This window comes from Stenotrophomonas sp. TWI602 (genome assembly GCF_039674045.1).
GTDB lineage: Bacteria > Pseudomonadota > Gammaproteobacteria > Xanthomonadales > Xanthomonadaceae > Stenotrophomonas.
Genome location: NZ_JBDJMT010000005.1, coordinates 108,424 through 133,577, shown reverse-complemented (window position 1 = coordinate 133,577; position 25,154 = coordinate 108,424). Strand labels below are relative to the sequence as shown.

General features: G+C 68.2%; 25 protein-coding genes. 16 read left to right on the top strand and 9 right to left on the bottom strand.

The window, feature by feature from the left end; all coding sequences use genetic code 11:
• Complete coding sequence (locus ABE483_RS07860; RefSeq protein WP_313211382.1) at positions 1–336, bottom strand: zinc ribbon domain-containing protein YjdM; 336 nt, start codon at positions 334–336, stop codon at positions 1–3.
• Positions 337–455: 119 nt separating this feature from the next.
• Between ABE483_RS07860 and ABE483_RS07855 the strand changes: the two genes are divergently transcribed.
• From ABE483_RS07855 to ABE483_RS07845, 3 genes are all read left to right on the top strand, one after another.
• On the top strand, positions 456–1,811 hold the full coding sequence (locus ABE483_RS07855) for an Hsp70 family protein (RefSeq protein ID WP_121038664.1): 1,356 nt from the start codon (positions 456–458) through the stop codon (positions 1,809–1,811).
• A gap of 317 nt (positions 1,812–2,128) precedes the next feature.
• Positions 2,129–2,428: a YkgJ family cysteine cluster protein gene (locus tag ABE483_RS07850; protein WP_080114834.1), complete on the top strand. Its 300-nt coding sequence runs from the start codon at positions 2,129–2,131 to the stop codon at positions 2,426–2,428.
• 11 nt (positions 2,429–2,439) lie between these two features.
• Complete coding sequence (locus ABE483_RS07845; protein ID WP_019183415.1) at positions 2,440–2,619, top strand: hypothetical protein; 180 nt, start codon at positions 2,440–2,442, stop codon at positions 2,617–2,619.
• A gap of 45 nt (positions 2,620–2,664) precedes the next feature.
• Here the strand turns inward: ABE483_RS07845 and ABE483_RS07840 are convergent, their stop codons facing one another.
• The 3 genes from ABE483_RS07840 to ABE483_RS07830 are packed head-to-tail and all read right to left on the bottom strand — an operon-like array spanning position 2,665 to position 4,663.
• Positions 2,665–3,546, bottom strand: a complete 882-nt coding sequence (locus ABE483_RS07840; protein WP_346481466.1) for a DUF4097 family beta strand repeat-containing protein — start codon at positions 3,544–3,546, stop codon at positions 2,665–2,667.
• An 11-nt stretch (positions 3,547–3,557) separates the two neighbouring features.
• A complete protein-coding gene (locus tag ABE483_RS07835; RefSeq protein WP_346481465.1) occupies positions 3,558–4,082 on the bottom strand; it encodes a hypothetical protein in 525 nt (174 codons plus the stop codon).
• Entirely contained in the window at positions 4,079–4,663 is a 585-nt protein-coding gene (locus ABE483_RS07830; protein WP_313211378.1) for a sigma-70 family RNA polymerase sigma factor, read from the bottom strand. The genes ABE483_RS07835 and ABE483_RS07830 overlap by 4 nt, the downstream gene beginning before the upstream one ends.
• Before the next feature lie 310 nt (positions 4,664–4,973).
• On the opposite strand from ABE483_RS07830, the gene ABE483_RS07825 reads away from it, so the two are divergent.
• Positions 4,974–5,165 (top strand): hypothetical protein, encoded by a 192-nt coding sequence (locus ABE483_RS07825; RefSeq protein WP_313211377.1) that lies wholly within the window; start codon positions 4,974–4,976, stop codon positions 5,163–5,165.
• 80 nt (positions 5,166–5,245) lie between these two features.
• A complete protein-coding gene (locus ABE483_RS07820; RefSeq protein WP_313211376.1) occupies positions 5,246–5,827 on the top strand; it encodes a mechanosensitive ion channel family protein in 582 nt (193 codons plus the stop codon).
• A 45-nt stretch (positions 5,828–5,872) separates the two neighbouring features.
• Here the strand turns inward: ABE483_RS07820 and ABE483_RS07815 are convergent, their stop codons facing one another.
• Both ABE483_RS07815 and ABE483_RS07810 read right to left on the bottom strand, forming a co-directional pair.
• Positions 5,873–6,139, bottom strand: coding sequence for a DksA/TraR family C4-type zinc finger protein (locus ABE483_RS07815; RefSeq protein ID WP_346481464.1), 267 nt, complete (start codon positions 6,137–6,139; stop codon positions 5,873–5,875).
• A 109-nt stretch (positions 6,140–6,248) separates the two neighbouring features.
• Positions 6,249–6,800 (bottom strand): DUF2058 domain-containing protein, encoded by a 552-nt coding sequence (locus ABE483_RS07810; protein ID WP_313211375.1) that lies wholly within the window; start codon positions 6,798–6,800, stop codon positions 6,249–6,251.
• Between the two features lie 72 nt (positions 6,801–6,872).
• Here ABE483_RS07810 and ABE483_RS07805 point away from each other — a divergent pair, with 72 nt between their 5' ends.
• The 3 genes from ABE483_RS07805 (at position 6,873) to ABE483_RS07795 (ending at position 9,788) form a co-directional block, all read left to right on the top strand.
• Positions 6,873–7,370 carry a M48 family metallopeptidase gene (locus tag ABE483_RS07805; RefSeq protein WP_313211374.1) on the top strand — a complete coding sequence of 166 codons (498 nt, stop codon included), beginning with the start codon at positions 6,873–6,875 and terminating at the stop codon, positions 7,368–7,370.
• An 81-nt stretch (positions 7,371–7,451) separates the two neighbouring features.
• Positions 7,452–8,162 (top strand): rRNA pseudouridine synthase, encoded by a 711-nt coding sequence (locus tag ABE483_RS07800; protein WP_121038691.1) that lies wholly within the window; start codon positions 7,452–7,454, stop codon positions 8,160–8,162.
• 48 nt (positions 8,163–8,210) lie between these two features.
• Positions 8,211–9,788 carry a phospholipase D family protein gene (locus ABE483_RS07795; RefSeq protein WP_346463024.1) on the top strand — a complete coding sequence of 526 codons (1,578 nt, stop codon included), beginning with the start codon at positions 8,211–8,213 and terminating at the stop codon, positions 9,786–9,788.
• A 1-nt stretch (position 9,789) separates the two neighbouring features.
• Here ABE483_RS07795 and ABE483_RS07790 read toward each other — a convergent pair whose 3' ends face one another.
• Positions 9,790–10,905 carry an HDOD domain-containing protein gene (locus ABE483_RS07790; protein ID WP_313211372.1) on the bottom strand — a complete coding sequence of 372 codons (1,116 nt, stop codon included), beginning with the start codon at positions 10,903–10,905 and terminating at the stop codon, positions 9,790–9,792.
• 287 nt (positions 10,906–11,192) lie between these two features.
• On the opposite strand from ABE483_RS07790, the gene ABE483_RS07785 reads away from it, so the two are divergent.
• On the top strand, positions 11,193–12,290 hold the full coding sequence (locus tag ABE483_RS07785) for a Glu/Leu/Phe/Val dehydrogenase dimerization domain-containing protein (RefSeq protein WP_121041184.1): 1,098 nt from the start codon (positions 11,193–11,195) through the stop codon (positions 12,288–12,290).
• A 78-nt stretch (positions 12,291–12,368) separates the two neighbouring features.
• On the opposite strand, the gene ABE483_RS07780 is transcribed toward ABE483_RS07785, so the two are convergent.
• On the bottom strand, positions 12,369–15,236 hold the full coding sequence (locus ABE483_RS07780) for a S8 family serine peptidase (protein ID WP_346481463.1): 2,868 nt from the start codon (positions 15,234–15,236) through the stop codon (positions 12,369–12,371).
• A 175-nt stretch (positions 15,237–15,411) separates the two neighbouring features.
• Between ABE483_RS07780 and ABE483_RS07775 the strand changes: the two genes are divergently transcribed.
• The 3 genes from ABE483_RS07775 (at position 15,412) to ABE483_RS07765 (ending at position 17,609) form a co-directional block, all read left to right on the top strand.
• On the top strand, positions 15,412–16,587 hold the full coding sequence (locus tag ABE483_RS07775) for a thiolase family protein (RefSeq protein ID WP_346481462.1): 1,176 nt from the start codon (positions 15,412–15,414) through the stop codon (positions 16,585–16,587).
• A gap of 124 nt (positions 16,588–16,711) precedes the next feature.
• The gene (locus ABE483_RS07770; protein ID WP_088434503.1) at positions 16,712–17,053 is read left to right on the top strand and encodes a hypothetical protein; all 342 of its coding nucleotides are present in this window, start codon (positions 16,712–16,714) and stop codon (positions 17,051–17,053) included.
• Between the two features lie 151 nt (positions 17,054–17,204).
• Entirely contained in the window at positions 17,205–17,609 is a 405-nt protein-coding gene (locus ABE483_RS07765; RefSeq protein WP_152154110.1) for a hypothetical protein, read from the top strand.
• A gap of 76 nt (positions 17,610–17,685) precedes the next feature.
• On the opposite strand, the gene ABE483_RS07760 is transcribed toward ABE483_RS07765, so the two are convergent.
• Positions 17,686–19,317 (bottom strand): isovaleryl-CoA dehydrogenase, encoded by a 1,632-nt coding sequence (locus ABE483_RS07760; protein ID WP_346481461.1) that lies wholly within the window; start codon positions 19,315–19,317, stop codon positions 17,686–17,688.
• Between the two features lie 109 nt (positions 19,318–19,426).
• On the opposite strand from ABE483_RS07760, the gene ABE483_RS07755 reads away from it, so the two are divergent.
• Genes ABE483_RS07755 through pdeM form a run of 4 tightly spaced genes read left to right on the top strand, consistent with a single transcriptional unit; the run spans position 19,427 to position 25,131 of the window.
• Positions 19,427–20,434, top strand: a complete 1,008-nt coding sequence (locus ABE483_RS07755) for a ligase-associated DNA damage response exonuclease (RefSeq protein WP_313211369.1) — start codon at positions 19,427–19,429, stop codon at positions 20,432–20,434.
• Positions 20,431–22,035: an ATP-dependent DNA ligase gene (locus ABE483_RS07750; RefSeq protein ID WP_313211368.1), complete on the top strand. Its 1,605-nt coding sequence runs from the start codon at positions 20,431–20,433 to the stop codon at positions 22,033–22,035. The genes ABE483_RS07755 and ABE483_RS07750 overlap by 4 nt, the downstream gene beginning before the upstream one ends.
• Before the next feature lie 14 nt (positions 22,036–22,049).
• Positions 22,050–24,497, top strand: a complete 2,448-nt coding sequence (locus ABE483_RS07745) for a ligase-associated DNA damage response DEXH box helicase (protein ID WP_346481460.1) — start codon at positions 22,050–22,052, stop codon at positions 24,495–24,497.
• Entirely contained in the window at positions 24,487–25,131 is a 645-nt protein-coding gene (gene pdeM / locus ABE483_RS07740; RefSeq protein WP_313211367.1) for a ligase-associated DNA damage response endonuclease PdeM, read from the top strand. Before ABE483_RS07745 ends, pdeM begins: the two co-directional genes overlap by 11 nt.
• Positions 25,132–25,154 lie beyond the last annotated feature (23 nt).

The window sequence follows — 25,154 nt, the reverse complement described above, 5'->3', positions numbered from 1 at the left end:
TCAGGCCTTCTTGAGGAAGCAGGTCTTCAGGACCAGGCCCTTGATCTTTTCCGAGTTGCCTTCGATGTGCTCGGCATCGTCCTCGACCAGGCGGATATTGCGGATCACGCTGCCCTGCTTGAGGGGAATCGAGGAGCCCTTCACTTTCAGGTCCTTGATCACCGTCACGGTGTCGCCGGCGGCCAGCACGTTGCCGTTGCTGTCGCGTACCACCAGGGCCTCGCCGCCACCGTCACCGGCCGCCCACTCGTGGCCGCAGTCCGCGCAGATGAACAGCGCGCCATCGGCATAGGTGTTTTCCAGGGTGCACTGCGGGCAGGCGGGAATGGCGGACATCGACAGCTCTTCGGTTACGAAACGGCCGCTAGTGTAACCGCCCGTTACCGGCTGCCCTTGCGTCGGCGGTCCCGTTGCCGCAAAGTGCGCGCCCCCTGACCACCGGCCCGGCCCCCCGCATGAAACTCGGCATCGACTTTGGCACCAGCAACTCCGCCGCCGCCGTGGTGATCGACGGCAAGGTCGTGCCGATCCAGTTCGGCCAGGCCGAACAGTTCCGCACCACGGTGTATTTCCCCGAGGTGATGCGCGACCCGAACGACTTCGAACTGACCCCGGCGCTGGAGCACGACCTGGCCCGGCTGGTCGACGCGGCCGCGCGCGATGCCCGCGCCGCCGGCCAGGAACGCACCCCCGATGCGCTGCGCCGCGAGGCCCTGCGCGTGGTGCGCCGGCAATGGATGGAAGAGCAGATGCGCGCCCCGCTCAGCTCCACCACCCTGCTGCAGAACGCGGTCTATGGCGATGACGCGCTGGAGGCCTACTTCGAAGAGAACGAAGGCAACCTGGTGCAGAGCCCCAAGTCGATGCTCGGCTACAACCTGCACCCGCGTGCGCGCCAGACGATTGCCGGCATCGCCACGCACATCCTCGAGCACATCCGCCTGACCGCCTCGCGCCAGCTGGACACGCCGATCCGCACCGCCACGCTGGGCCGCCCGGTCCAGTTCCGCAGCTCGATCGGCGAGGCCGGCAACGCGCAGGCGCTGGAGATCCTGCACGGCGCGGCGATCGCAGCCGGCTTCGACAGCATCGATTTCCTCGAAGAGCCGGCGGCCGCCGCGATGCATTACCACGCCGAGAGCCCGCAGGAGCACGACGCGGTGGTGGTGGATATCGGCGGTGGTACCACCGACGTTGCCCATGCGCGCGTAGGCGGCGGCCAGGCCCCGACCATCCACCGTGCCTGGGGTATCGCCCGGGGCGGTACCGATATCGATCTGGCCTTGAGCCTGGGCGGCTACATGCCGCTGTTCGGCCGCGGCATCACCCGCGTGCCGGCGCACCACTACGTGGAAGCGGCGATGGTGCAGGACATGACCCGCCAGCGTGATTTCCGCCAGCACACCTACCGCGATGTGGACGCGCCGTTCGGGCCGCGCCTGACCGCGCTGCAGGACACCGGCAATACCGCGCGCCTGTACCGTGAAGTCGAGCGCTGCAAGATCGCCCTGAGCAGCGTGGCCAGCCACGACAGCGCGCTGGACTTCATCGAACGCGGCCTGCAGATGCAGATCGATGCCTCGCGGCTGGAAACCGCCGCCGGCGGGTATCTGGGCGAGCTGACCGCCCTGCTGGAGCAGGTGCGCAGCGACATCGGCCACGACCCGGCAGCGGTGTTCCTGACCGGTGGCATGTCGCGCGCCGGCTACCTGCAGCAGGCCGTGGCCAACGCCTTCCCGGGCTCGACCCTGGTCCGCGGAAATCCGTCGTTCGGTGTGGTCCACGGGCTGGCACTGGCCGCCGCCAACTGATCCACCGGCAACGCCAGGCCTTGTCCCACAAGGCCTGAAGAGGTGTGAACGCCCTTATTAACAAAACGTTACGCCGAAAGCGCTATCATCTTTCGGCTTCAAAGCGCAATGCGCTTGACGCAACCAGCACGATCTTCCTGGCCTCCCAGGCCACCGTCCTCTTCGATGCTGCCACCGTCCGGACCTGTCCGCGGTGCCGGTATCGCTCATCGCTGTGATCCGGCTCGTTCACAGCCTGCTGCACCCCGAGCCGCCAAGAGACACTCAGATTGGGCGAACGCCTGGCTGCACTTCTTACATCGTCCGAGCCCGACCCCATCGATTGCCGTCGTTGCGACGCGGTGTGCTGTCGGCTCACCGTCACCGTCATGCCTGACGACAACGTGCCCGGCTACCTGCTGGATACCGATGCGCGTGGCGGCACGGTGATGGCACGCAACGAAGAAGGCTGGTGCGCTGCGATCGACCCGTATCACCTGCGCTGCACGATCTACTCGCAGCGACCCGCGATCTGCCGCCAGTTCGACATGGGCGGCGATGATTGCCGCCTCGTGCGGCAGGACTACCGTCGACAACAGCAGGATCTGTCGACGTTTTCTTCCACGCTTCATCCATAGCAGGAGCATCCATGGCTCGTACGCCAAAGACCTCCCCCAAGGCAAGCAACACCGTTCGCGTCGACCGCAAGCAAGGGTCCAACTCCGCCGTCAGCAGCCAGAGCATCGCTGCGGATCTGGCTGCTTTCCGTAAAGGTGGCGGCAAGATCGAAGTGCTGGGCAATACCCTGGCGCTGAAGAAAGCCGGCTGACGTTGCTGCCGACCGCACCGGCATTGGCCGGTGCGGTGGCCGCACTCAGCGGCCCAGGCTGACCCGCACGCTCCCGGAATGGGCGTTGATCGAAATATCCCCATCGCCCGACCCCAGACGCGCATCCAGGCTACGGCCCGGGCCGTAGCGCGGCTTCTCCACCTGCCCGGCGTCGGACTGGATCCCACCACTGAACGTCTTGACGTTCAACTGCGCCGAGACATTGGCCGGCAGCTTCAGCGCGACCGAACCGCTGACCGTCTGCATCGTCACCTTGCCGCCCGGCGCAATGCCGGTCGCGCTCACATCCAGGCTGCCCGAGACGGTTTCCACCGCCAGCCGCTGGATCCGCCCGGCATTGACGTTGACCCGGCCGGAGACCGATTCGGCCGCTACTTCCCCTGACGCTCCCCCGCCGGCCAGCAACTGGCCACTGACCGTGCGCGCATCCAGGCGTGCGGTCTGCAGCTGCGAGCGGATGCCACCACTGACCGTGTTCAACGTGGTCTCGCCACTGCGCCCGGCCGCGGTGATGCTGCCGCTGACACTGTTGGCCTGCAGGCGGCGCACGTCGATATCGGCCACGTCGATGTCGGCGCTGACGGTGCCCAGCTGCACTTCCACCGAACGCGGCACGCGCAGTTCCAGGGTCGCCCCGCCATTGCTGCGGCCGCGCGGGTACTCCACTTCCCAGCGCACACGGTTGCTGCTCTTGTCCTGCTTGAGGGTGAGCCCATCGGCCATCGAACCGGTCAATGCCACGTCGTTGCGGTCCCAGCCGCGCACGGTGACCTTGCCGGCGATGTTGCTGATTTCCACGCGGCCGCCGGCACCCAGTGGGTGGCGCTCATTGACGTTGGTGGCGGCCTGGGCGACAAGCGGCAGGCACAGGGCCAGGGCGGCGATCAGGGACAGAGGAATGCGCATGGGGTTCTCCTTCAAGTGGGCAGGCCGGCGGACAGCACCGCCTGCTGGGTGAGTTCCAGCCGCAGCGCATAGGTACGCTGCAGTTGCCCGAGCAGATAGCGCGAGCGGGGATTTTCAGCGATGGCCGCGCGGATGTTGTCCGCGCTGGCATCGAGTTCATGCAGGGCCGGGCGCCACGCATCGGTGACATCGGCACTGGGCAAGGCCGCAATCGCCTGCTGGTATTCGCCGGCCATCGCATCGGCCTGGCGCTGCAGCAGCGACGGTGCCGGCGTATGCGGAACCGGCGTGGGCACCACCATCAGCAGCGCCAGTGCGGCGGCCAGGCCGAGCCCGATGCGCAGCGGCCAGCGCTCCCGCCGGCGGCGTGTCGGCAGCGTTGCCACGGCAACCGCCGGGGCGTGGACCTGGGCCTGGGCCTGGGCCGGCAACTGTGCGGCGATGCCCTGCCAGACCCGTGCCGGCGGAACGCGCTCGGCAGGCAAGGCACGCAGGCGTGCAGTCAGTTCGTCGTGTTCGGAATCATGGGGGTTCATGCGGTTTCTCCTAAGCGTGCACGCAGCAGGCCGCGCGCTCGGTGCAGCTGTGCTTTGGAACTGCCAACGGCCATCTGCAGCTGGTCGGCGATTTCCTGGTGTTTCCACCCTTCGATGTCATGCAGGACCAGGACCGCGCGGGCCCGTGGCGGCAGTGTTTCCAGCGCGCGCTCCAGGTCCATCGAGGTGCCCGCGCAGCGGTCCTGGGCGGGCAGCATCGCCAGCGACTCCCAGCCTTCCTCACCGGCATCGCGTGCATCGCCGGTGGCGTTGGCGCGCAGTTCCATCAGCGCTGCATTCACGCCCAGGCGGTGCAGCCAGGTGCCCAGGCTGCTTTCGAAACGGAAGCCCGGCAGGGCGCGCCATGCCTGCAGGAAGGCCTCCTGCAGGGCATCCTCGGCGCGGGCCGCGTGGCCGCCGCACAGCCGCCACAGCACGGCGTACACACGCGGCGCATGCCGTCGGTAGATGCGTTCGTACGCGGTCACGTCACCGGCGGCTGCGGCACGCACCAGGGCGTGGTCGTCGGCGGCATCGGCCTGGTTCGTGGCGCTGGAGGCGGGCATGGTCGTGTCGAGCATATCCGTTGGATGCGGGGGGCATGGAAAAGGTTTAAGCCCGTTCTGACTTTCTTTTCAGGTGCCTCCGCTTGGGGCTGCCGCGAGCGTGAGGGCCCCGTAGCAACCGGCGGGCCCTCGGCAAATGTCCCCCGGCCGCCGCCTGAAGGCGACGACCTCCTCCTTGATTTTGCCCAGGGGCCTACCGGCCGCTACGGGACTCGCGTGTGGCACGCGTGCGCCAAGGCGGATTATTTCTGCGGTCTTTAAACCTTCCTGGCCGACGCGGCATCCAATCCTCTGTCACTACCGGCGCCCGCCAAGGAGTATCCCCATGTCATCCAGTTGCCTGGCCGTGCTGCTCTCACTGGCCACCGGCTGCACGCTGCCGTGGAGTCCGCTGCAGATCCGGCTCACGCTGGCGCCCGAAGCGCCGGATGTCTGCCTGCAGTACGCGCAGAACGCGCCGCTGTGCGCCTCGGCGATGATCGCTGCGTTCGATGTGTACGGCAGCCCGCGGCCGTAAGCGCACACCACGATGCGGCGAGGCGCATCGGCATTACCATGGCGGGATCGGCACTATCGCTGCAAAGGAATTCCGCCCCCATGAAAGACCATCTGCCCGCCTGGACCCACGAATGGCTGCACTACGGGGTCCCTGCCCTGCAGATTCTGGTGACCCTGCTGGTGGCCTGGCTGCTGCGGCTGGTTGCCCGGCGGCTGATCCGCCGCGTCGGTGAGCACTACACACTCCCGCCGGAAATGATCATGGGCGCACGTCGGGTGTTCACCTTCCTGGTGTATTTCACCGTGCTGCTGATCGTGCTCAACATCGTGGGCGTCTCGGCAACGGTGCTGTGGACCGCCTTCACCGGGTTCGCCGCGGTCGGCGCGGTGGCGTTCTTCGCCGCGTGGAGCGTGCTGTCCAACATCTTCTGCACGCTGCTGATCTTCACCACGCGGCCGTTCCGCCTGCACGATTACATCGAGCTGCTGGAAAACGGTGAGAAGCCTGGACTCAAGGGCCGCGTGATCGACATCAATCTGATCTACACCACGTTGCAGGAAACCGGCAGTGGGCATGAAGGCACGGTCCTGCAGATGCCCAACAACATGTTTTTCCAACGCACCGTGCGCCGTTGGCGCGATCCTTCGCAGGCGCCGGGCGGGATTCAAGGGGACGGCTGAGTCCCGCCGCCGTCGGCCAGGCAATGCCCGCTGCGGGATCGATACCTAGCGCAGCTGGCTGTCCTTGCTGCCGCGGCGGTTGTAGCCGCTGCCCTCCTGCTGGGCGGCGTCCTCTTCTTCCTGGCAGCGCACGCATAGTCGTACGCCGGGCACGGCCTTCCGCCGCGCCTCGGGAATGGGCGCGTCGCAGTGCTCGCAGTGGGTCAATCCGGGGCCGTCGCGCAACTGTGCGCGGGCCCGCTGGATGGCCTCATCGACGGTGGCGTCGATCTGATCCTGGACGGCGCCGTTGCTTGCCCAACCTGTCGCCATGATGTGTCTCCCATGCCGGTGTCAGGCCACCAGCATAGACCCGGCCCACGACGCCGAGCCGACGTGGGGCTGAACGCCCGCGGCGCCGGGTGAACGCTTCAGACGGGGCTTACCAGACCAGGTCGTCCGGCACCTGGAACTGGGCGTAGTACGCATCGTCCTCGGCGTTGCCGGTGCTGGGCTCGCTGCCGGGCTGGCTGTTGTCGAGCACGATCACGCTGGCATCGCGCTCGCGGACCTTCTCGGCCGCCGCCCGCGGCAGCAGTTCGAAGCCGTCGCCATGGCGCACGATCACCAGGCTGCCCGAGGCCAGCTGGCGGCGCAGCACGTTGTTGACCAGCAGGGTGCGGATCAGCGTGCCATCGTTGAAGCGGTACTCGCTCTCGCCTTCACGCTTGACCTTGTGTGCCTCGACGATCTGGCGGACCTGGGCCTGCAGTTCCTGGGCGTGGGCCTTGGCTTTGCGCTCGGCTTCCAGCGCGCGATCGCGCTCGGCCTTTTCCGCGCGCAGGCGCTCGGCCTCGCGCTGGCTTTCGCTGGGCGCGGCCGGGGCCTTGCCGTGACGGGCTTTCACCTGTTCACGGGCGGCCTGGGAGACCTGGGATTTCTTGACCAGCCCAGCCTTGAGCAGCTGCTCCTGCAGGGGATTTGCCTTCGCCATACGCCTAGCATCTGTTGTTGCGGGATTCCGGAGGCCATCATACTGGTCTGCCCGTCCCGCCCCAACCGCCCGATGACCGCCCTGAAGTACCTCGCCGGCTATCCCGACGCCCTGCAGCAGCAGGTGCGCGAGCTGATCGCGGGCGACCGGCTGGGGCCGTGGCTGGAGCAGCGCTATGCCGAACTGCATACGGTCCGCAACGACCGCCAGCTCTACGATTACACCCAGGGCCTGAAAGAGCGCTACCTGCGCCAGTCCGCGCCGCTGTCCAAGGTGATCTACGACAGCAGGCTGCAGGTGCTCAAGCACGCGCTGGGCACCCACACCACGGTCTCGCGGGTGCAGGGCAGCCGGCTCAAGGCCAGCCGCGAGATCCGCATCGCCACGGTGTTCCGCGAGGCACCGGCGCCGTTCCTGAAGATGATCGTGGTGCACGAGCTGGCCCATCTGAAGGAATCGGACCACAACAAGGCCTTCTACCAGCTGTGTACCCACATGGAAGCGGACTATCACCAGCTGGAGTTCGATCTGCGCCTGTACCTGACCCACCTGGAACGCACGCCGGCCTGAGCCGCAGCGGCCCTCATCGCGCAGCGCCGGGCCCCAGCCAGTACACTCCCCGCCCGTTTCCCGTTTTATGTTGCCTGCCCCATGACCGACCCGATCCGACTCGACAAACGCCTGACCAGCCTGATCGGCTGCTCCCGTGGCGACGCCCAGCGCTACATCGAGGGCGGCTGGGTGACCGTCAACGGCCAGGTGGTCGAACAGCCGCAGACGATGGTCACCGACGAGGACATCGTGCTGCGCGAGAACGCCGAGGCGACCCGCACCGAGACCGTGAGCATGCTGCTGCACAAGCCGGCCGGCATGCGCTCGGACGAACTGTGCGCCCTGGTGACCCCGGAAAGCCGCAGTGAACTCGACGCCACCGGGGTGACCCTGCTGCAGCGGCATTTCCACGCCCTGCAGCTGGTGATGCCGCTGTCCGACGACGAAAGCGGCCTGGTGGTGGTCAGCCAGGACGGGCGCGTGATCTCGCACCTGAAGGATCGCGGCGCAACGCTGGAGCAGGAATACCTGGTGGAAGTCAGTGGCGAGCTGGCGCCCTATGGCATGAAGCGCCTCGCGCACGGCCTGAGCTTCCGCAGCTGGCCGTTGCCACCGTGCAAGGTGAGCTGGCAGAACGAAACCCGCCTGCGCTTTGCGATCAAGCCGGTGCATCCGGGCCAGCTGCGCGACATGTGCGCCCAGGTCGGGCTGGAGGTCATCAGCATCCGCCGCCTGCGCATCGGCCGCGTGGCGATGGGCAAGCTGGTCCCGGGCCAGTGGCGTTACCTGGCGCCGGACGAGCGCTTCTAAACCGCGCCAGCACTCGCCCTGCACGCCCCGGCCGCTTACGATCGGGGCATGACCGAGAAAAAACCGTTCTGGCGCCGGCTGCTGCGCTGGCTGGGGATCGTTGTCGCCCTGCTGATCCTGCTGGTCCTCAGCGGCCTGCTGCTGGCCGACCACCTCACCCCGCAGGCCGTGGGCGAGCGTTCGACGGTGCTGCCCACCCAGGCCGACCAGACCCCGATCGATCGCGAGCTGGTCCGCCTGCAGGCCGAGCACCCCGGCCAGACCGGTGTGGCCTTCCTGTCCGACGGGCTGGACGCGTACGCCGCACGCGCGGTGATCACCCAGCACGCCGGGCGCAGCCTGGACCTGCAGTACTACATCTGGCACGACGACCTCATCGGCCATCTCATGGCCAACGAGCTGTACCGCGCGGCCGAGCGCGGCGTGCGGGTACGCATCCTGCTCGATGACATGAACGCGCAGGACAAGGACGCGCTGATGATGGCGCTCGATGCGCACCCCAACATCGAGATCCGCCTGTACAACCCGTTCCGCAACCGCAACGGGCTCTGGCGGCTGGTCGAGATGGTGCAGCGCGTTTTCAGCGTCAACCACCGGATGCACAACAAGTCATGGATCGCCGACGGGCGCGTGGCGATCGTCGGTGGCCGCAACATCGGCGAGGAGTATTTCAGCGCGCGCCCGGATGTGAACTTCCGCGACCTGGACCTGCTGGTCGCCGGCGAAGCGGTGCAGCAGGCCAACACGATCTTCGACGATTACTGGAACAGCGATACCGCCGTGCCGATCCGTGCGCTGGCGTTCTACACCGAACCGCAGCTGCGCCTGCTGATCCGCGAAAGCGAGCACGAAGCGCGCCTGGACAGTGCCAAGCCCTATCTCGAACGCGTGGCGCGCTCGCAGGCGGCGAAATCGTATTACCGCGATGCGCTGGATCTGCACTGGTCACACCACGTGGAGATCGCCTCGGACCCGCCGATGAAGCACCGCCGCGACGATCAGGCCGACTGGCTGGTGACGCGCCTGGTGCAGGAGCTGGAGAGCGCACAGCACAAAGCCTTGCTGATCTCGCCCTACTTCGTTCCTGGCGAGGACGGCACCGAGGGCTTGGGCGCGATGGTCGCGCGCGGGGCCCAGGTCGCGGTCATCACCAACTCCCTGGCTGCCAATGATGTGGCCGCCGTGCACAGCGGTTACATGCACTACCGGGCACCGTTGCTGCGCAGTGGCGTGCAGCTGTACGAGCTCAAATCGCGCGGCAACGTCGATGGCGGCGGTCTGTTCGGCAGCAGTGGCGCCAGCCTGCACACCAAGGCGTTCATGATCGACGACCAGCGCGGCTTCGTCGGCTCATTCAATCTGGACCCGCGCTCGGCGTATCTGAACACCGAGATGGGCGTGCTGTTCAACGATCCGGTGCTCGCCGCGCAGCTGCGCGAGGAGTACCTGCGCCTGGCCAGCCCACGCCAGAGCTACTGGGTGGCCCTGGGACCGGACGGCGACGTGCGGTGGCTGGAGCGCGATGCGCAGCCGCCGCACTGGCTGTATACCGAACCGGACACCGGGTTCTGGCTGCGGGCCAGCGCACGCGCGATCAGCTGGCTGCCGCTGGAGTCGCAGCTCTAGCTCAGCCGGCCTGGGCCACGTCGCGCTCGGCCTCGTCGCCCTCCAGCGTTTCCACGGCGCGCCCGTGCACGCGCCGCCAGATCCACTGCAGTGCGTGCGGCGGTGTGTCGTCCAGTTGCTCCAGCAACGCCAGGGCCTGGACCTGACCGATCTGGCCATGGCGGCACAGCAGGCTGGCCGCCGCCGCCGCACGGGCAAAGCGCAGGCTGGCCGCCAGCCCACTGCCACTCTGGCGGATCAAGGCATCGTGCACGGCCTTGGGCAGCTCCCATGCCGCGGCGATGCGGCTGGCCACCGGCAGGGTCCAACTGTCGAGAAGATCCGCCGCCAGCGTGCGCGGCGGGGCGGCGAGCGCCTGTTGCGCGCAGGCATCGAGCAGATGGCGCATCACCAGCGCCGCGCCCAGGCCCTGGGTCAGGCCCAGCCACTGCGCGGCGAAGCCATCTTCATGGGTCACCGTGCGTGCGTGGTCGGCGGCAGCACGCGAGGCCAGCAGCGCATGCTCCCAGATCACCGCACTGAACTGGGGAAAGGCATCGCACTGCAGCTGCATCACCGGCTGCACCAGCACCGCGCTGATGATCTGGCGGATGCCATCGGTACCAACCAGGGTGACCGCACGCTGCAGGGTCTCCACCGGGCGCGCCTGCACCCGGTAGACCGGGCTGTTGGCGATGCGCAGCAGATTGCCGGTCAACACCGGGTCCTGGCCGATGATCCCGGCCATGGCGCGCGCCGAGGCGTCGCTGTCGTTGACGGTCTGGATCAGCTGCGGCAGCAGCTGCGGGCGGCGGGGCAGGTGTTTGGCCGACCAGTCCCGCGCCAGCAGCGAGGCGGTGACGGCATCACGCAGTTCAACGGTGCGCGGGGCCGCGGCGTCGGCGGCATCGCCACTGCGCGGCACCAGTGCCAGCGTATGCAGCCCGGCCTGCAGCACCCCCACCGGATCGGTACCCGGCGCTACCGGGGCAACCGGCAACGCCGCGGCTCGCCCGTGCGTGGCAGTGCCACGGGCCATCGACGGCGCCACCACGGCACGCCGGTGACGGAGCACAGCGGCCATGCCAAGCAGCGCCAGCACGGCGGCGCCGACAACCACAGCGCCGATCATGCCCATGGCCCTGGACGCGCCGGGTCCCGCACTTGCCTTGTTGCGACTGCGCCCACGTGATCCTTCCTGCGATGACCGGCCATCCACACCGTTGCCACGGCATCGGCCTGCGCTTCAGCAACTTTAATGGCCGTGGGGCGCAAGACCCCTGACAACACCGTCCGTCGGAATGCACTAGAATGGCGCCGCGCGACCCGTCCGAGACCCGACGACGTCGCTTTTTTTGTTTTACAACCCACCTTTTGCTGGCGCGTTCGCCGCTGTTCGCCACCGTTCGCACCATCGGAGCCACCATGTTATTTGAAACCCTCGAAACCACCGGTCACGAACAAGTGGTGTTCTGCCACAGCCGCGACGCCGGTCTGAGGGCGATCATCGCCATCCACAACACCACCCTCGGCCCGGCCTTGGGCGGTGTGCGCATGCGTCCCTACGCCAGTACCGACGAGGCCCTGGCCGATGCGCTGCGCCTGAGCCGCACCATGACCTACAAGAACGCCTTGGCCGGCCTCAACGTGGGTGGCGGCAAGGCGGTGATCATCGGCGACCCGAAGCGCGACAAGACCGAAGTGCTGTTCCGCGCCTTCGGCCGCTATGTCGATTCGCTGGGTGGCCGCTACATCACCGCCGAGGACGTCGGCACCGATGTCAACGATATGGAGAACATCTACCTGGAGAGCGAGTACGTCACCGGCGTCCACCAGGTGCATGGCGGCTCCGGTGACCCGGCACCGTTCACCGCATACGGCGCGCTGCAGGCGCTGATGGCGTCGATGCAGCACAAGCTGGGCCATGAGGAAGTGGGCAAGGCCAGCATCGCGGTGCAGGGCCTGGGCCATATCGGCATGGAGCTGGTGAAGCTGCTGCGCGATCGTGGCGCCAAGCTGTACGTCAGCGACCTGGACAGCACGCGCGTGGATCGCGCTGTCACCGAATACGGTGCAGAGGCGGTCAAGCCGGAAGACATCTACGACGTCAACGCCGACATCTTCGCGCCCTGCGCGCTGGAAGGCGCGATCAATCCAGACACGCTGCCGCGCCTGAAGTGCAAGATCGTCTGTGGTACCGCCAACAACCAGCTCTCCAGCCTGGAGGTCGGCGATGAACTGCACGCGCGCGGCATCCTCTACGCACCGGATTACGCGGTCAACGCCGGTGGCGTCATGAACGTCTCGCTGGAGATCGACGGCTACAACCGTGAGCGCGCGATGCGCCTGATCCGCAGCATCTACCACAACCTCGGCCGCATCTTCGCGCTGTCGCAGAGCGAGGGCATCGCCCCGCAGCGCGCCGCCGACCAGATCGCCGAATCGCGCATCCTGTCGATCGGCAAACTGAAGATGCCGCTGGGCCGCAGCACGCCGCGCCGGGGCAGCCTGCGCGGCAACTGAGCCGCTGCGCTGACAAACGAAGAGGGCGCGATCATCGATCGCGCCCTCTTTTTTCGTGCGTCGCGGCCAGGCCCGCGTCTAGAACCCAGCCGAATACCGCAGCTGCGCCTGACGCAGATCGCCGCGTGGCCCAAAGCGCTGGTCGTACCCGAATGCCAGGCGGCTGTTGCGGCTCAACCATGACTCCAGCGAAAGCCCGAACAACCCGCCCGAGCGGGCCGGCTGCACCCCGGCCACCGGCGCCCAGGCCTCGACACCGACGAAGCTGGCATCCAGCGAAAGGCCGTCGCTGGACAGATGCTGCTGCCATTCGACATAGCCGCGCAGCGACCAGCCGCCCCAGCGCCGCTCGGCGCGCAGGCCGGCCAACGCCTGGCTGCGCGTACTCACGGCATCGCGCGCGCGCAGACCGAAACCCATGCCGCCTGTTTCACTGAAACCATCGCTGTCCACCCGGGCGTACTCGGCGCCCAGGTAAGGCGTCAGCGAGGCGGTGGCACTGCCGAAACGGTAGCCCGACTCCACGCTGGCCGCACTGAAGCTGCCGCCATAGCGCGCATTGACGCCGTACTGCCCCGCACCGAGCAGCAACTGGCGATCGATCTCACGGGTGAACTGGCCCGCGCCGACCTGGCCCATCGCATAGGCGCGGCCGGTGCCCCAGCCGGCATACACCTGCGCCTGCGACTGACGGTCGCGGCCGCGGTCACTGCCCCACTCGCGGCTGCCGTAGCTGCGCGTTTCACCGAACGCGACACCGAGCATGCCGTGGCTGCCCAACGCCATGTCCTGGCCCATCATCCAGCCGCGGGTCGCCACGCCGTTGCCGGCGAAACTGCCTTGGCCCGCCTCGCCCAGCGTGCTCTGCCAGGCACCGCGCAGGCGTGGCACGGCCTGCACCTCACCGAGCCGTGCCGACAGCGCACGACGGTTCATGTCGATGCTGTCGAAGGTCGCTGCCGTGGCCAGGGCATGCGCCTTGCCGGAGAGGCTGTCCAGGCTGGCCTGCAAGGCGCTGGCGCCATCCACCTGCTGCAGCTTCCCGGCCCCGTCGGCAAACCCGTCCAGTGCCGCACCGTTGCGATCCAGCACTTCAAACGCGGATTCGACCCGCGCTGCCGAGGCCAGCGCCGTGCCGCCCAGGCCGGCCTGGAGGCTGGCGCTGGTGACGCTGATGCGATCGATGACCATGGTGACGTCGTTGTTGGCGTGCAGCAGGCTGGCCTGGAGCAGGCTGCCGGGTGCCAGTCCGTTGGTGACGCTGGCGAACGTGCCGGCCACCCCACCATCGGCGTGCAGCAGTGGCTGCGTGCGTCCGTCACGGGGCACGTAACCGGCGATGATGCTGTCCACACGGACCGTGCCGGCCAGCGTGGCGGTGCCGTTCACCATGAGCGGGTTGGCCCCCAGTGCCACGACCAGTTGCGCGCCGGCACGCTGGATGTAGTTGCCTTCGATGACCGCATCGATGTTGTCGCTGCGCAGCATCACGCTGGCGCCGTTGTCCACGTTGCCACTCACCCGCGTGGTGCCGTTCATGAACTGCAGCGCCGCGCCGTTGGGGTCACCGGCCTGCGGCACGATGAGCACGTTGGAACGCAGCGACGCACCGCCGCGCAGCGCGAGGGTGCCGCGCTCGATGAACGTGTCACCGGTGTAGGTATTGGCGCCGGCCAGGGTCAACGCACCCGTACCCTGCTTGGTCAGTCCGCCGCTGCCGCTGATGTCGTTGCTCCATACCGAATTCAGCCCCGGCGTGCTGACATTGACCGTCGTATCGCCCCAGTCCAGCCTGGCCGGACCGTTGATCGCCTTGGCGATGTTGAGCAGGCCATAGCCGAACGTTCTGTCCACGCCGGCCGCACCGAGATCGGTGGCCGTGCCGAGCAGCGTCTGGCGCACCAGATCATTGGTGAAATACGGGTACTTCTGCCACACCAGGGCGGCCGCGCCGGAGACCAGCGGCGCCGCGTAGGACGTGCCCGAACCGTAAAAGTAGGTTGGCGTGCCCCCTTTGCTGGCGGGATCGACGTAGGCCACCATGCCCGGGGCGGCCAGGCAATAGCGTGCCGCCACGCCACAGGCGTTGGCATACGAAGCCAGCTTGCTCGGGTCGGCGGTGTCCACTGCGGTCACGCTCAGCCAGCCGCGTTCCAGATCCGCAGCGGGCAGGCTGCCGCCCGGGCCGACCTGGCTGGGCAGCGCCGCCATGCTGGACGGATTGGGCTTGCTCTCGTTGCCGGTGGCGAACACCACCAGGCCGCCATTGCTGAGGATGAAGGGGCGGTATTCCTGGGCGATCGGCGCGGTGGCGGAGGGGTTGGTCCAGTACAGGCCGCCCCACGAGTTGTTCATGATCTTGACGCCGGCGGCGATCAGATCCTGATGCACACCGTCCAGACCGACCGCACCGGTGATCTCGTTGCCACTGCCCGAACCGTCATCGACGGGGCGCTTGTCAGCAATGATGCGCGCCGAGACGATCTGCGCTTCGCTGGCCACACCACCCGGCCAGCTGCCGACCCTGGCGCCGGCCGCCAGCTGGGCCACCACGGTGCCGTGACCGACCACGTCATCCACATTGACATTGTTCACGCGGGGATCGACATAGGTGTAATTGGCCAGCACCCGCCCGTTCAGTGCCGGGTGCTCGCGGTTCACGCCCGAATCGACCACGCCGATGCGCACGCCGGACCCGGTCCAGCCGGCAGACTGCGCCGGGCCCGCCTGGACGATGCTCAGGTGCGCATCGATGGACGGCTGCGGCGGCGGGGCCGTGGTCGGCGGCGGAGAAGGCGGTGTGGTGGGCGGCGGCGACGGGGGCGTGGTTGGGGGAGGCGACGGCTCCAGGTCCCCTCGGACATTGCTGCCCCCGCCTCCGCACGCACTCAGTGCCAGCGCCAATGCCGCGGCCAAGGCCGACCTGCCGATCACAACCTGCTTCATCCCTGCTCCCCTTGTGAATGGACCTTCCCCACCTGCCTGCCCCCGGGCAGACACCGGCAGTCAATGCCGACCCTCTATACTGGACCGACCCCCACGCAGTCTGCCGGGAAATGCGTCGGCTTCCAACGCCCGCGTTCCCATTCCGCTCTTCGCTCACGCACCAAAGAGATTGCACATGTCCAACATCGTCATCGCCGCCGCCAAGCGCACCGCCATCGGCTCCTTCCTGGGCCAGTTCAACGGCGTGCCGTCCCCGACCCTGGGGTCCACCGTGATCGCCGCGGCCCTGGAGCAGTCCGGAGTACCGGCTGCGGACGTTTCCGAAGTGATCATGGGCTGCGTGCTGCCGGCCAACCTCGGTCAGGCGCCGGCCCGCCAGGCCGCGATCGCCGCCGGGATTCCGGTCTCCACCGGCGCCACCACCCTCAACAAGGTGTGCGGCTCGGGCATGAAGGCCATCATGCTGGGGCATGACCTGATCAAGGCCGGCTCGGCCAGCATCGTGGTCGCCGGCGGCATGGAGTCGATGTCCAACGCCCCGCACATGATCCCCAACTCGCGCACCGGCAACCGCTTCGGCAACTTCCAGGTGATCGACCACATGGCCCACGACGGTCTGGTCAATGCGTATGACGGCAAAGCCATGGGCGAGTTCGCCGAGTGCACCGTGGAGAAGTACCAGGTCAGCCGCGAGGACCAGGATGCCTTCGCCATCGAATCGGTGCGCCGTGCGCAGGCCGCCCAGGCCAATGGCGCTTTCGATGGTGAAATCGTTCCGGTGAAGGTCAGCACGCGCAAGGGTGAGGTCGAATACGCACAGGACGAGCAGCCGAGCCGCTCGGACATCGCCAAGATCCCGACCCTGCGCCCGGCGTTCAAGAAGGACGGCACGGTCACCGCCGCCAGCTCGTCGAGCATCTCCGACGGCGCTGCCGCCGTGGTGCTGCTGGCCGAAGAAGATGCCGCCGCCCGCGGGCTGCAGCCGCTGGCCCGCATCGTCGGCCATGCGACGCACTCGCAGGCGCCGGAATGGTTCACCACCGCCCCCATCGGTGCGATCCAGAAGCTGCTGGAGAAGACCGGCTGGACGCTGGACCAGGTGGATCTGTTCGAGATCAACGAAGCCTTCGCCGTGGTCGCGATGGCGCCGATCCGCGAGCTGGGCATTCCGCACGACAAGGTCAATGTCAATGGCGGCGCCTGCGCATTGGGCCATCCCATCGGTGCCTCCGGTGCACGGCTGGTGGTCACGCTGGTGAACGCATTGCGCAAGCGTGACGCCAAGCGCGGAATTGCTACCCTGTGCATCGGCGGCGGCGAAGCAACCGCCATCGCTATCGAATTGATTTGATTTGGTTTAACGCGCATTTCTCAAAACTGAATGCGCGATCGCTTGACAGCCAATCGTGGCTTGTCATCATGTTGCCGGGCGCGCAATAGCGCGTTGCCTAATCTAACGACGAGGATTCACAACAATGAGCATCAACAAGCTGCTGATCGCAATGGCCCTGGGCCTGGCTCTGACCGCCTGCTCGAAGCAGGAGCAGGCTGCTGACGCCGCCGCTTCGGCCAACGAAGCTGCCGCTGACGCCCAGGCCGCTGCTGACCAGGCCGCTGCTGCTGGCGCCCCGGCTGCTGACGCTGCCCAGGCTGCTGCCGACACCGCCACCACCGCTGCTGACGCTTCGGCCGATGCCGCTGCCCAGGCTGCTGGCGCTGCCACCGACGCTGCTGCCGACCAGGCTGCTGACGCTGCCAAGGCTGCCGAAGGCACCGCCGAGAAGGCCAAGGACGCTGCTGAAGAAGCCAAGAAGTAATAACTTCTTTCTTCAAGCAAGTCTGAAGAAGCCGCTGGTTCGCCAGCGGCTTTTTCTTTGGGCGCGTGTTGTGCATGTCCTGTCGCGCACCGGTTCTTCACAGGCGCATGAATAGGCTGGCCTCCCATCCATCGCCGTTCTGGAGCGCCACATGAAGATCCGTCCGCTGACCACCTCCCTGCTGGCTGCTTCCCTGCTGCTCGGCCTGGCCGCGTGCAAGGGCCCGGAGGCCGAACAGGCCCGCCGTGATGCCGCCCAGGCCGCCGACAGCACCAATGCCGCCGCGCGCGAAGCGGTCGACAAGGCCGCGGCCGCCACCCGCACTGCCGCCGACGATGCCGCTGCCGCCTCCGAGCGCGCCGCCGCCGACACCCAGCAGGCGCTCGACCGCGCTGCCGCAGCGACCTCCGAGGCCGCTGGCGAGGCCAAGGTCGCCGCCAAGGATGCGGCTGCCCATGCCAGCGATTCCACTGCCGATGCCGCGCAGAAGGTTGCCGACAAGGCGCGCGACGTTGCCGACGATGCCAAGAAGAACGCCAACGAAGCCAAGCGCTGAGTCCGGCGTCCCTCACGCCGCCTTCGGGTGTGACCAACGCCCCCTCTCCTGAGGGGGCGTTTTCATTGGGGCGCGTTCACGGCAGCGCGCGGCTCAGCACGGCCGCGAAGTCCACGTCGGCCGGCAACGTCCCGAACGCCATCCCATGCTCGGCACCCAGCCGCGAGCGGATGAAGGCCGATGCGTTCGGGCTCTGCGCGCGCAGCAGTACCGCGGCCTGCAACACCAGCGCCAGGCGTTCGGTGATACGGCGGGCCTGTGCTTGTTCCGGCGTTGCCGCGAGCTGCATGCGCAACGCCCGCAGGGCGGCGTCATAGATCGCATCCACACCGGCCACCGCATCCAGCTCGGCGTCCAGCGCCTGCAGCACCTGTGGTTCGCGCGACAGCGCACGCAGCACATCCAGGCACTGGATGTTGCCGCTGCCTTCCCAGATGGAATTCAACGGCGCTTGACGATACAGCCGTGGCAGCATCGACTCTTCCACATAGCCGGCACCGCCGAGGCACTCCTGCGCTTCATTGACGAACACGGCCGCGCGCTTGCACACCCAGTACTTGCCCACTGCCGTCGTGATGCGCGCGAATGCCGCCTGCTGCGGATCCGTCCCGGCCTGATCCACCGCCCGTGCCACGCGCATGGCGAACACCGTGGCCGCTTCGGATTCGATCGCCAGGTCCGCCAGTACGTTGGCCATCAGCGGATGCTCGCTCAGCCGCGTGCCGAAACTGCTGCGATGCCGGGTGTGATGCAGCGCCTGCGCCAGCGCCATGCGCATCTCGGCGGCGGCACCGAGCATGCAATCCAGCCGCGTCATCATGACCATGCCGATGATGGTCGCCACCCCGCGCCCCTCCTCGCCCACCCGCTGCGCCCAGGCCCCGCACAACTCCACCTCGCTGGAAGCGTTGGACCAGTCGCCAAGCTTGTCTTTCAAGCGCATCAGACGGAACGCGTTGCGGTGGCCATCGGCCAGGCGCCGCGGCATGAGGAAACAGCTCAGGCCGCCCGGCGCCTGCGCCAGCACCAGGAAGCCATCGGACATCGGCGCGGAGAAGAACCACTTATGGCCCACCAACGCATAGCTGCCATCGGCCTGGGGCGCGGCCCGCGTGGTGTTGCTGCGTACGTCCGAACCGCCCTGCTTCTCGGTCATGCCCATGCCCAGGGTGATCCCGGCCTTGTCGGCAATCGGTACGTCACGCGGGTCGTAGTGAGGCGCTGCCGCCTTGTCCGCCCAGGCGGCGAGCGACGGATCCTGGCGCAACACGGCGACCGCAGCGTGGGTCATCGTCAACGGGCAACTGGTGCCCGCCTCGGCCTGGTGATGCAGGTAGCTCAACGCCGCACGTGCCACGTGCGCGCCGGGGCGACCATCGTGCCAGGACAGCCCGGCCACGCCATGCGTTTTCGCCGCCGTCATCAGCTGGTGGTATGCCGGATGGAACTCGACGGTATCGATGCGATGGCCCTGTGCATCGTGGGTGCGCAGACGCGGGCGATCGCGATTGGCATCGAAGCCGATCCGATAGAGCTCATCGCCGGCGAGACCGCCATAGCGCGCCAACTGGCCCGCGAACGCGGCGCCGCCTTCGCGCTGTACTGCCTCGGCCAGCGCGACGTCGTCGGCCCACAGATTGCGCCCCCCGAAAGGTGGCGGCTGGTTGCTCACCTGGTGCGTTTCGAACGCGGGCAATGCAGACGTCATCACGGCGACCTCCTTGCAGACAGATGCTCCGATTCTGCCGCATCCCCCTGCAGGCCGCCGTTCATGCGGATTCTCACCTCCTGCACGAGCGCGGCGGCACAGTGCAGGCATGAACACCGATGCCGACAACGACGATCTGGTGGTGCTCCGGCCCGAGGGGCTGTACTGCCCGGCCGGTGATTTCCACATCGACCCGTGGCGGCCGGTGCCGCGTGCGGTGATCACACACGGCCATGGCGATCACGCGCGCAACGGCATGGGCCATTACCACTGCACCACGCAGACCCTGCCGATCCTGCGCTGGCGCCTGGGCGATGTGGACTGCACCGCGCACGCGTACGGCGAGCGCTTCGCCCTGGGCGACACCGAGGTCTCGCTGCATTCGGCCGGGCATGTGCTCGGCTCGGCCCAGGTGCGTATCGCCCATGCAGGCCGGGTATGGGTGGCCTCGGGCGACTACAAGCGCCAGCCCGATCCGAGCTGCGACCCGTTCGAGGTGGTGCCCTGCGACACCTTCATCACCGAAGCGACCTTCGGCCTGCCGGTCTACCGCTGGCCGGACACCTCGCAGGTCGCCGCCGACATCGTGGCCTGGCGGCGCGAGTGCGAAGCCCGCGGCGAGGCGGCCGTGCTGCTGTGCTACGCGCTCGGCAAGGCGCAGCGGATCCTCGCCGAGCTGCTGCCACTGGATGACCAGCCTGCGCTGCTGCATGGCGCCATCGCCACCGGCGTGGCGGTGTACCGCGAAGCCGGGATTCCGATGCTGGCGACCGAGCCGGTCAGCGAACAGGCGCGCGGTGCCGAGTTCGCCGGCAAGTTGATTCTTGCCCCGCCCTCGGCCGCGGGCAGCGCGTGGATGCGCCGCTTCAAGCGTGCGCAGCTGGGCTTTGCCTCCGGCTGGATGCGGGTGCGCGGCAACCGCCGCCGCCGTAACTACGACCGTGGCTTCGTCGTCTCCGATCATGCTGACTGGCCCGACCTGCTGCGCACCATCGCCGAGACCGGTGCCCGCCGCGTCATCGCCACCCACGGCAATACCGATGCGCTGATCCGGTTCCTGCGCGAGCGCGGTGTCGCCGCCGAGGCGTTCGCCACCGGCTACGGGGACGAAGAATGAAACGCTTCGCCGCGCTCTACAGCGAACTCGACCGCAGCACCGCTACCGGCGACAAGCGCGCTGCGCTGGTGCGCTACTTCCAGCAGGCGCCACCGCACGACGCGGCATGGGCACTGTTCCTGCTGGCCGGCGGCAAGGTCACCAGTGCGCGGCAGAAGATCGCCGGCAACGCCGAACTGCGCACGTGGGTGGCCGAGATGTCCGACACACCGGCGTGGCTGGTGGACGACAGCTATGACCAGGTCGGCGATCTGGCCGAGACCCTCACCCTGCTGATGGACGACCCGGTGCAGGCCGGGGCGGATATCGCGCTCGCCGACTGGATCGAGCAGAAGCTGCTGCCGGTCGCCAATCAACCCGAACCGGTGCGCCACGCCGCGATCACGCAGGCGTGGCAACAGCTTGCCTTCGACGAGCGGCTGGTGTTCAACAAGCTGCTGACCGGCGCGCTGCGCGTGGGCGTATCGCAGCGGCTGGTGCAACAGGCACTGGCCGAATGGTCGGGCCTGGATATCGCGCGCATCGCCCAGCGCATGCTCGGCAGCTGGGTACCCACGCCCGGGCTGCTGGCGGCGTTGCTGTCCCCGGAAGAGCGGCCGGAAGATCGCCAGCAGCCCTATCCGTTCTTCCTGGCCTCACCACTGGAGGCGGAGGTCGACACGCTCGGGCCGATCGACGACTGGCTGCTGGAATGGAAATGGGATGGCATCCGCCTGCAGGTACTGCGCCGCCAGGGCGAGGTCGCGCTGTGGTCGCGCGGCGAAGAACGGCTGGATGGGCGCTTCCCGGAGATCGAAGCGGCGGCGATGGCGCTGCCCGATGGCTGCGTGATCGATGGCGAACTGCTGGCCTGGGCCGACGGCGATGATCTGCCGCTGCCCTTCACCGCGCTGCAGACGCGCATCCAGCGCCTCAAGCCTGGCCCCAAGACGCTGCGCGATACGCCGGTGCGCGTGCTCGCCTACGATCTGCTCGAACTGGACGGTGACGACCTGCGCGCCTTGCCGCTGTCGCAACGGCGTGCGCGCCTGGCCGAGGTGCTCGCCACGCTGGCCGACCCGCGCCTGATGCTGTCGCCGGCCGTCCGCGTGGCCGATTGGAGCGCGGCGGCCGCGCAGCGCGATCTGGCCCGCGAGCGTGGTGTGGAAGGGCTGATGCTCAAACGCGGCGACTCCGTCTACCAGGCCGGGCGCCGACGCGGCGACTGGTGGAAGTGGAAGATCGCCCCGCTGACCATCGATGCGGTGATGATCTACGCGCAGTCCGGCCACGGCCGGCGCAGCACGCTCTACACCGATTACACCTTCGGGGTGTGGGACGGCGAGACGCTGGTGCCGGTGGCCAAGGCCTACTCGGGTCTGGACGACAAGGAAATCCTCGCGCTGGACCGCTGGATCCGCGCGAACACGATCGAGCGCTTCGGGCCGGTGCGCAGCGTGCGTGGCGAGCAGGTGTTCGAGCTCGGCTTCGAAGCGGTGAACCGCAGCAAGCGGCACAAGTCCGGCATCGCCGTACGCTTCCCGCGCATCCTGCGCTGGCGGCATGACAAGCCGGCCAGCGAGGCCGACACTCTCGCCCAGCTGCAGGCGCTGGCGCGGTGACGCGACGCGAGGCCATGGCCCGCCTGACGGCGTGGTTCGCCAGCCGGGGCTGGGCACCGTTGCCCTTCCAGAAAGCGATGTGGCGGCATTACCTGGCCGGCGGGTCCGGCCTGCTGCACACACCGACCGGCAGCGGCAAGACGCTGGCGATGTTCGGTGGGCCGCTGCTGCAGGCACTCAACGATCCACCGCCCCGAACCACCCGCGGCCGCGCGAAGACGCCCGTACCGGTCCTGCAGGTGTTGTGGATCACCCCGCTGCGCGCACTGGCCGCCGACACGGCGCGCGCACTGCGTGAGCCGCTGGATGCCCTCGGGTTGGACTGGCAGGTGGGCCTGCGTACCGGCGATGCCAGCGCGCGCGACAAGCGCCTGGCGCGTGAAGGGCGGCTGGATGTGCTGGTGACCACGCCCGAATCACTGGCGCTGCTGCTGAGCTATCCCGATACGATGGCGCGCCTGCAGCACCTGCGCTGCGTGGTGGTGGATGAGTGGCACGAACTGCTCGGCAACAAGCGCGGTGTGCTGCTGCAGTTGAATCTGCGCCGCCTGCGCGATGCCCTGCCCGCGCTGCAGGTGTGGGGGCTGTCAGCGACGCTGGGCAATCTGGACGAAGCGCGCGAAGTGCTGTTGCCCGATGTGCCCGATGCCCCGCTGGTGGCTGGTGCGCGGCCGCGCCCGGTCAGTGTGGAAACGCTGCTGCCCGCGCAGGGCGAGCGCTTCCCGTGGGCGGGCCATCTGGGTCTGTCGCAGTTGCAGCGCGTGCTGGAAAAACTGCTGACAGTGCGTACCAGCCTGCTGTTCACCAACACCCGTGCCCACGCCGAGCTCTGGCACCAGGCGCTGTCCGCGGTGTGGCCGGAAGACCCGGCCACGCTCGCGCTGCACCACGGCTCGCTCGACCCGGCGTTGCGCCGCGCGGCCGAGGAAGGCCTGCGCGAGGGCCGGCTGCGCTGCGTGGTCGCCACCTCCAGCCTGGATCTCGGCGTCGATTTCCCCAATGTCGACCAGGTCCTGCAGATCGGCAGCCCCAAGGGCATCGCACGGTTGCTTCAGCGTGCGGGGCGCGCCAGGCACCGCCCCGGCGAATCGGGCCACATCGTCTGCGTGCCCTCCCATGCGCTGGAGCTCATTGAGTACGCAGCGGCAAGGCGCGCGCTCGCCCACGGCCACATCGAAGCACGCCGGCCGCTGCGGCTGTCCCTGGACGTGCTGGCGCAACATGCCGTGAGCTGCGCCCTCGGTGGCGGCTTCGATCCCGATGCGCTGTTCGAGCAGGTACGGCGCACGCATGCCTTTGCCGGGCTGGACCGCGCGCACTGGGAGGGCGTGCTGGAGTTCATCGTGCAGGGCGGGCGCGCGCTGTCGCAGTACCCGGACTTCCACAAGGTCGTGCGCGATGACGATGGCCTCTATCGCGTGCATGACCGCCGCGTCGCGCTGCGGCATCGATTGTCGATCGGCACCATCACCAGCGACGGCAGCGTCATGGTGCAGTTCCTGCGCGGCGGCCGGCTCGGCGCGGTGGAGGAACAGTTCCTCAGCCGGCTGCGCCCGGGCGATCGCTTCCAGTTCGCCGGCCGCCTGCTGGAACTGGTGCGGCTGGAGAACCTGACCGCCTACGTGCGCGTAGCGCGCGGCGGCGATGGGGTGGTACCGCGTTGGCAGGGCGGTCGGTTGCCGCTGTCGGACGCGCTCGGGCATGAAATGGAAACCGTGCTGGCCCACCCGCCCGAGAGCCCGGAGATGCGGTGGTTGGCGCCGCTGTTGGCGCTGCAGATGCGCCTGTCGGCCCTGCCCGGGCCCGAGCTGCTGCTGGTGGAGCATGTCCGCCGGCGCGAAGGCCAGTTCGTGTTCGTGTATCCCTTCGCCGGCCGTCAGGTCAATGAAGGGCTGGCCGCGTTGATGGCGATGCGCTGGACGCGCCTGCAGAGCAATACGTTCGGTTACGCGGCCAACGATTACGGTTTCGTGCTCGCCCCGGCGCGTGCGATTGAGATCGATGCGGCGCGCGTGCGCGCGTTGCTGGAACCGCAGGGACTGCTTGCGGATCTGCGCGAGAGCCTCAATCTGGGCGAGCTTGCCCGACGCCAGTTCCGCGACATCGCGCGCGTGTCCGGCATGCTGGTACCCGCGCTGCCGGGGCGGACACCGCGCAGCCTGCGTCAGCTGCAGGCCTCCAGCGGATTGCTGTACGACGTCCTGCGCCAACATGATCCGGATCACATCCTGCTGACGCTGGCCGAACACGAAGTGCTGCACGATCAACTCGATCTCGACAGCCTGGCCCGCGCCCTCACCACCTGCCAGGCGCGCACGCTGAGCCTGCAGCATCCCGCCAGCTTGGGCCCACTGTCCTTCCCACTCTGGGCCGAGCGGCTGCGCGGCCAGCTCAGCAACGAAGACTGGAAGACCCGCGTCCTGCGCGCCGCACAGCAACTGGAGAAGCGCCATGGCGCCTGAACTGCCGATCACCCTCGCCGGCGAGACCGTCCATCTGCTTGGCGCGCGTGCGCTGCATTGGCCGGCACGGCACGCACTGTTGATCGCCGATCTGCATCTGGGCAAAGCCGACCTGTTCCGGCGATCGGGCATCGGCCTGCCCAGTGGCGGCACCTCCGATGATCTGCAACGGCTGGGCGCGATGGTGCAGCACCACGACGTGCGCCATCTGTGGATTCTCGGGGATGTCCTGCATGGCGCGGCGCATCGCGCGGCGTGGTACCGGCAATGGCAGGGATGGCGCGAGCAGCATTCCCACCTGTGGATCGGCGCGCTAGAAGGCAATCACGACCGGGTGTTGCCCAAGGCCGACCTGGGCATCGAACTGCTCGGCGAGCGTGTGCAGGAGGGGCCCTTCCTGCTGCGCCATGCACCGCAGCGTCAGCCGGGCCTGCATGTGCTGTGCGGCCATCTGCACCCGCTGGCGCGCCTGCCCGGCATGCAGCGGCGGTGGCCGTCGTTCTGGATGCGCGAGGGAATGACGATCCTGCCGGCGTTTTCCGGATTCACCGCCGGCATCGCACCGGTGCTCGGTGCCGGCGAGCAGCTGGTGGCCTGTGTCGAAGACCAGGCCATCGCGTTGCCGGCGCGCTGATTCGGACAGCGCGCGACGTACGT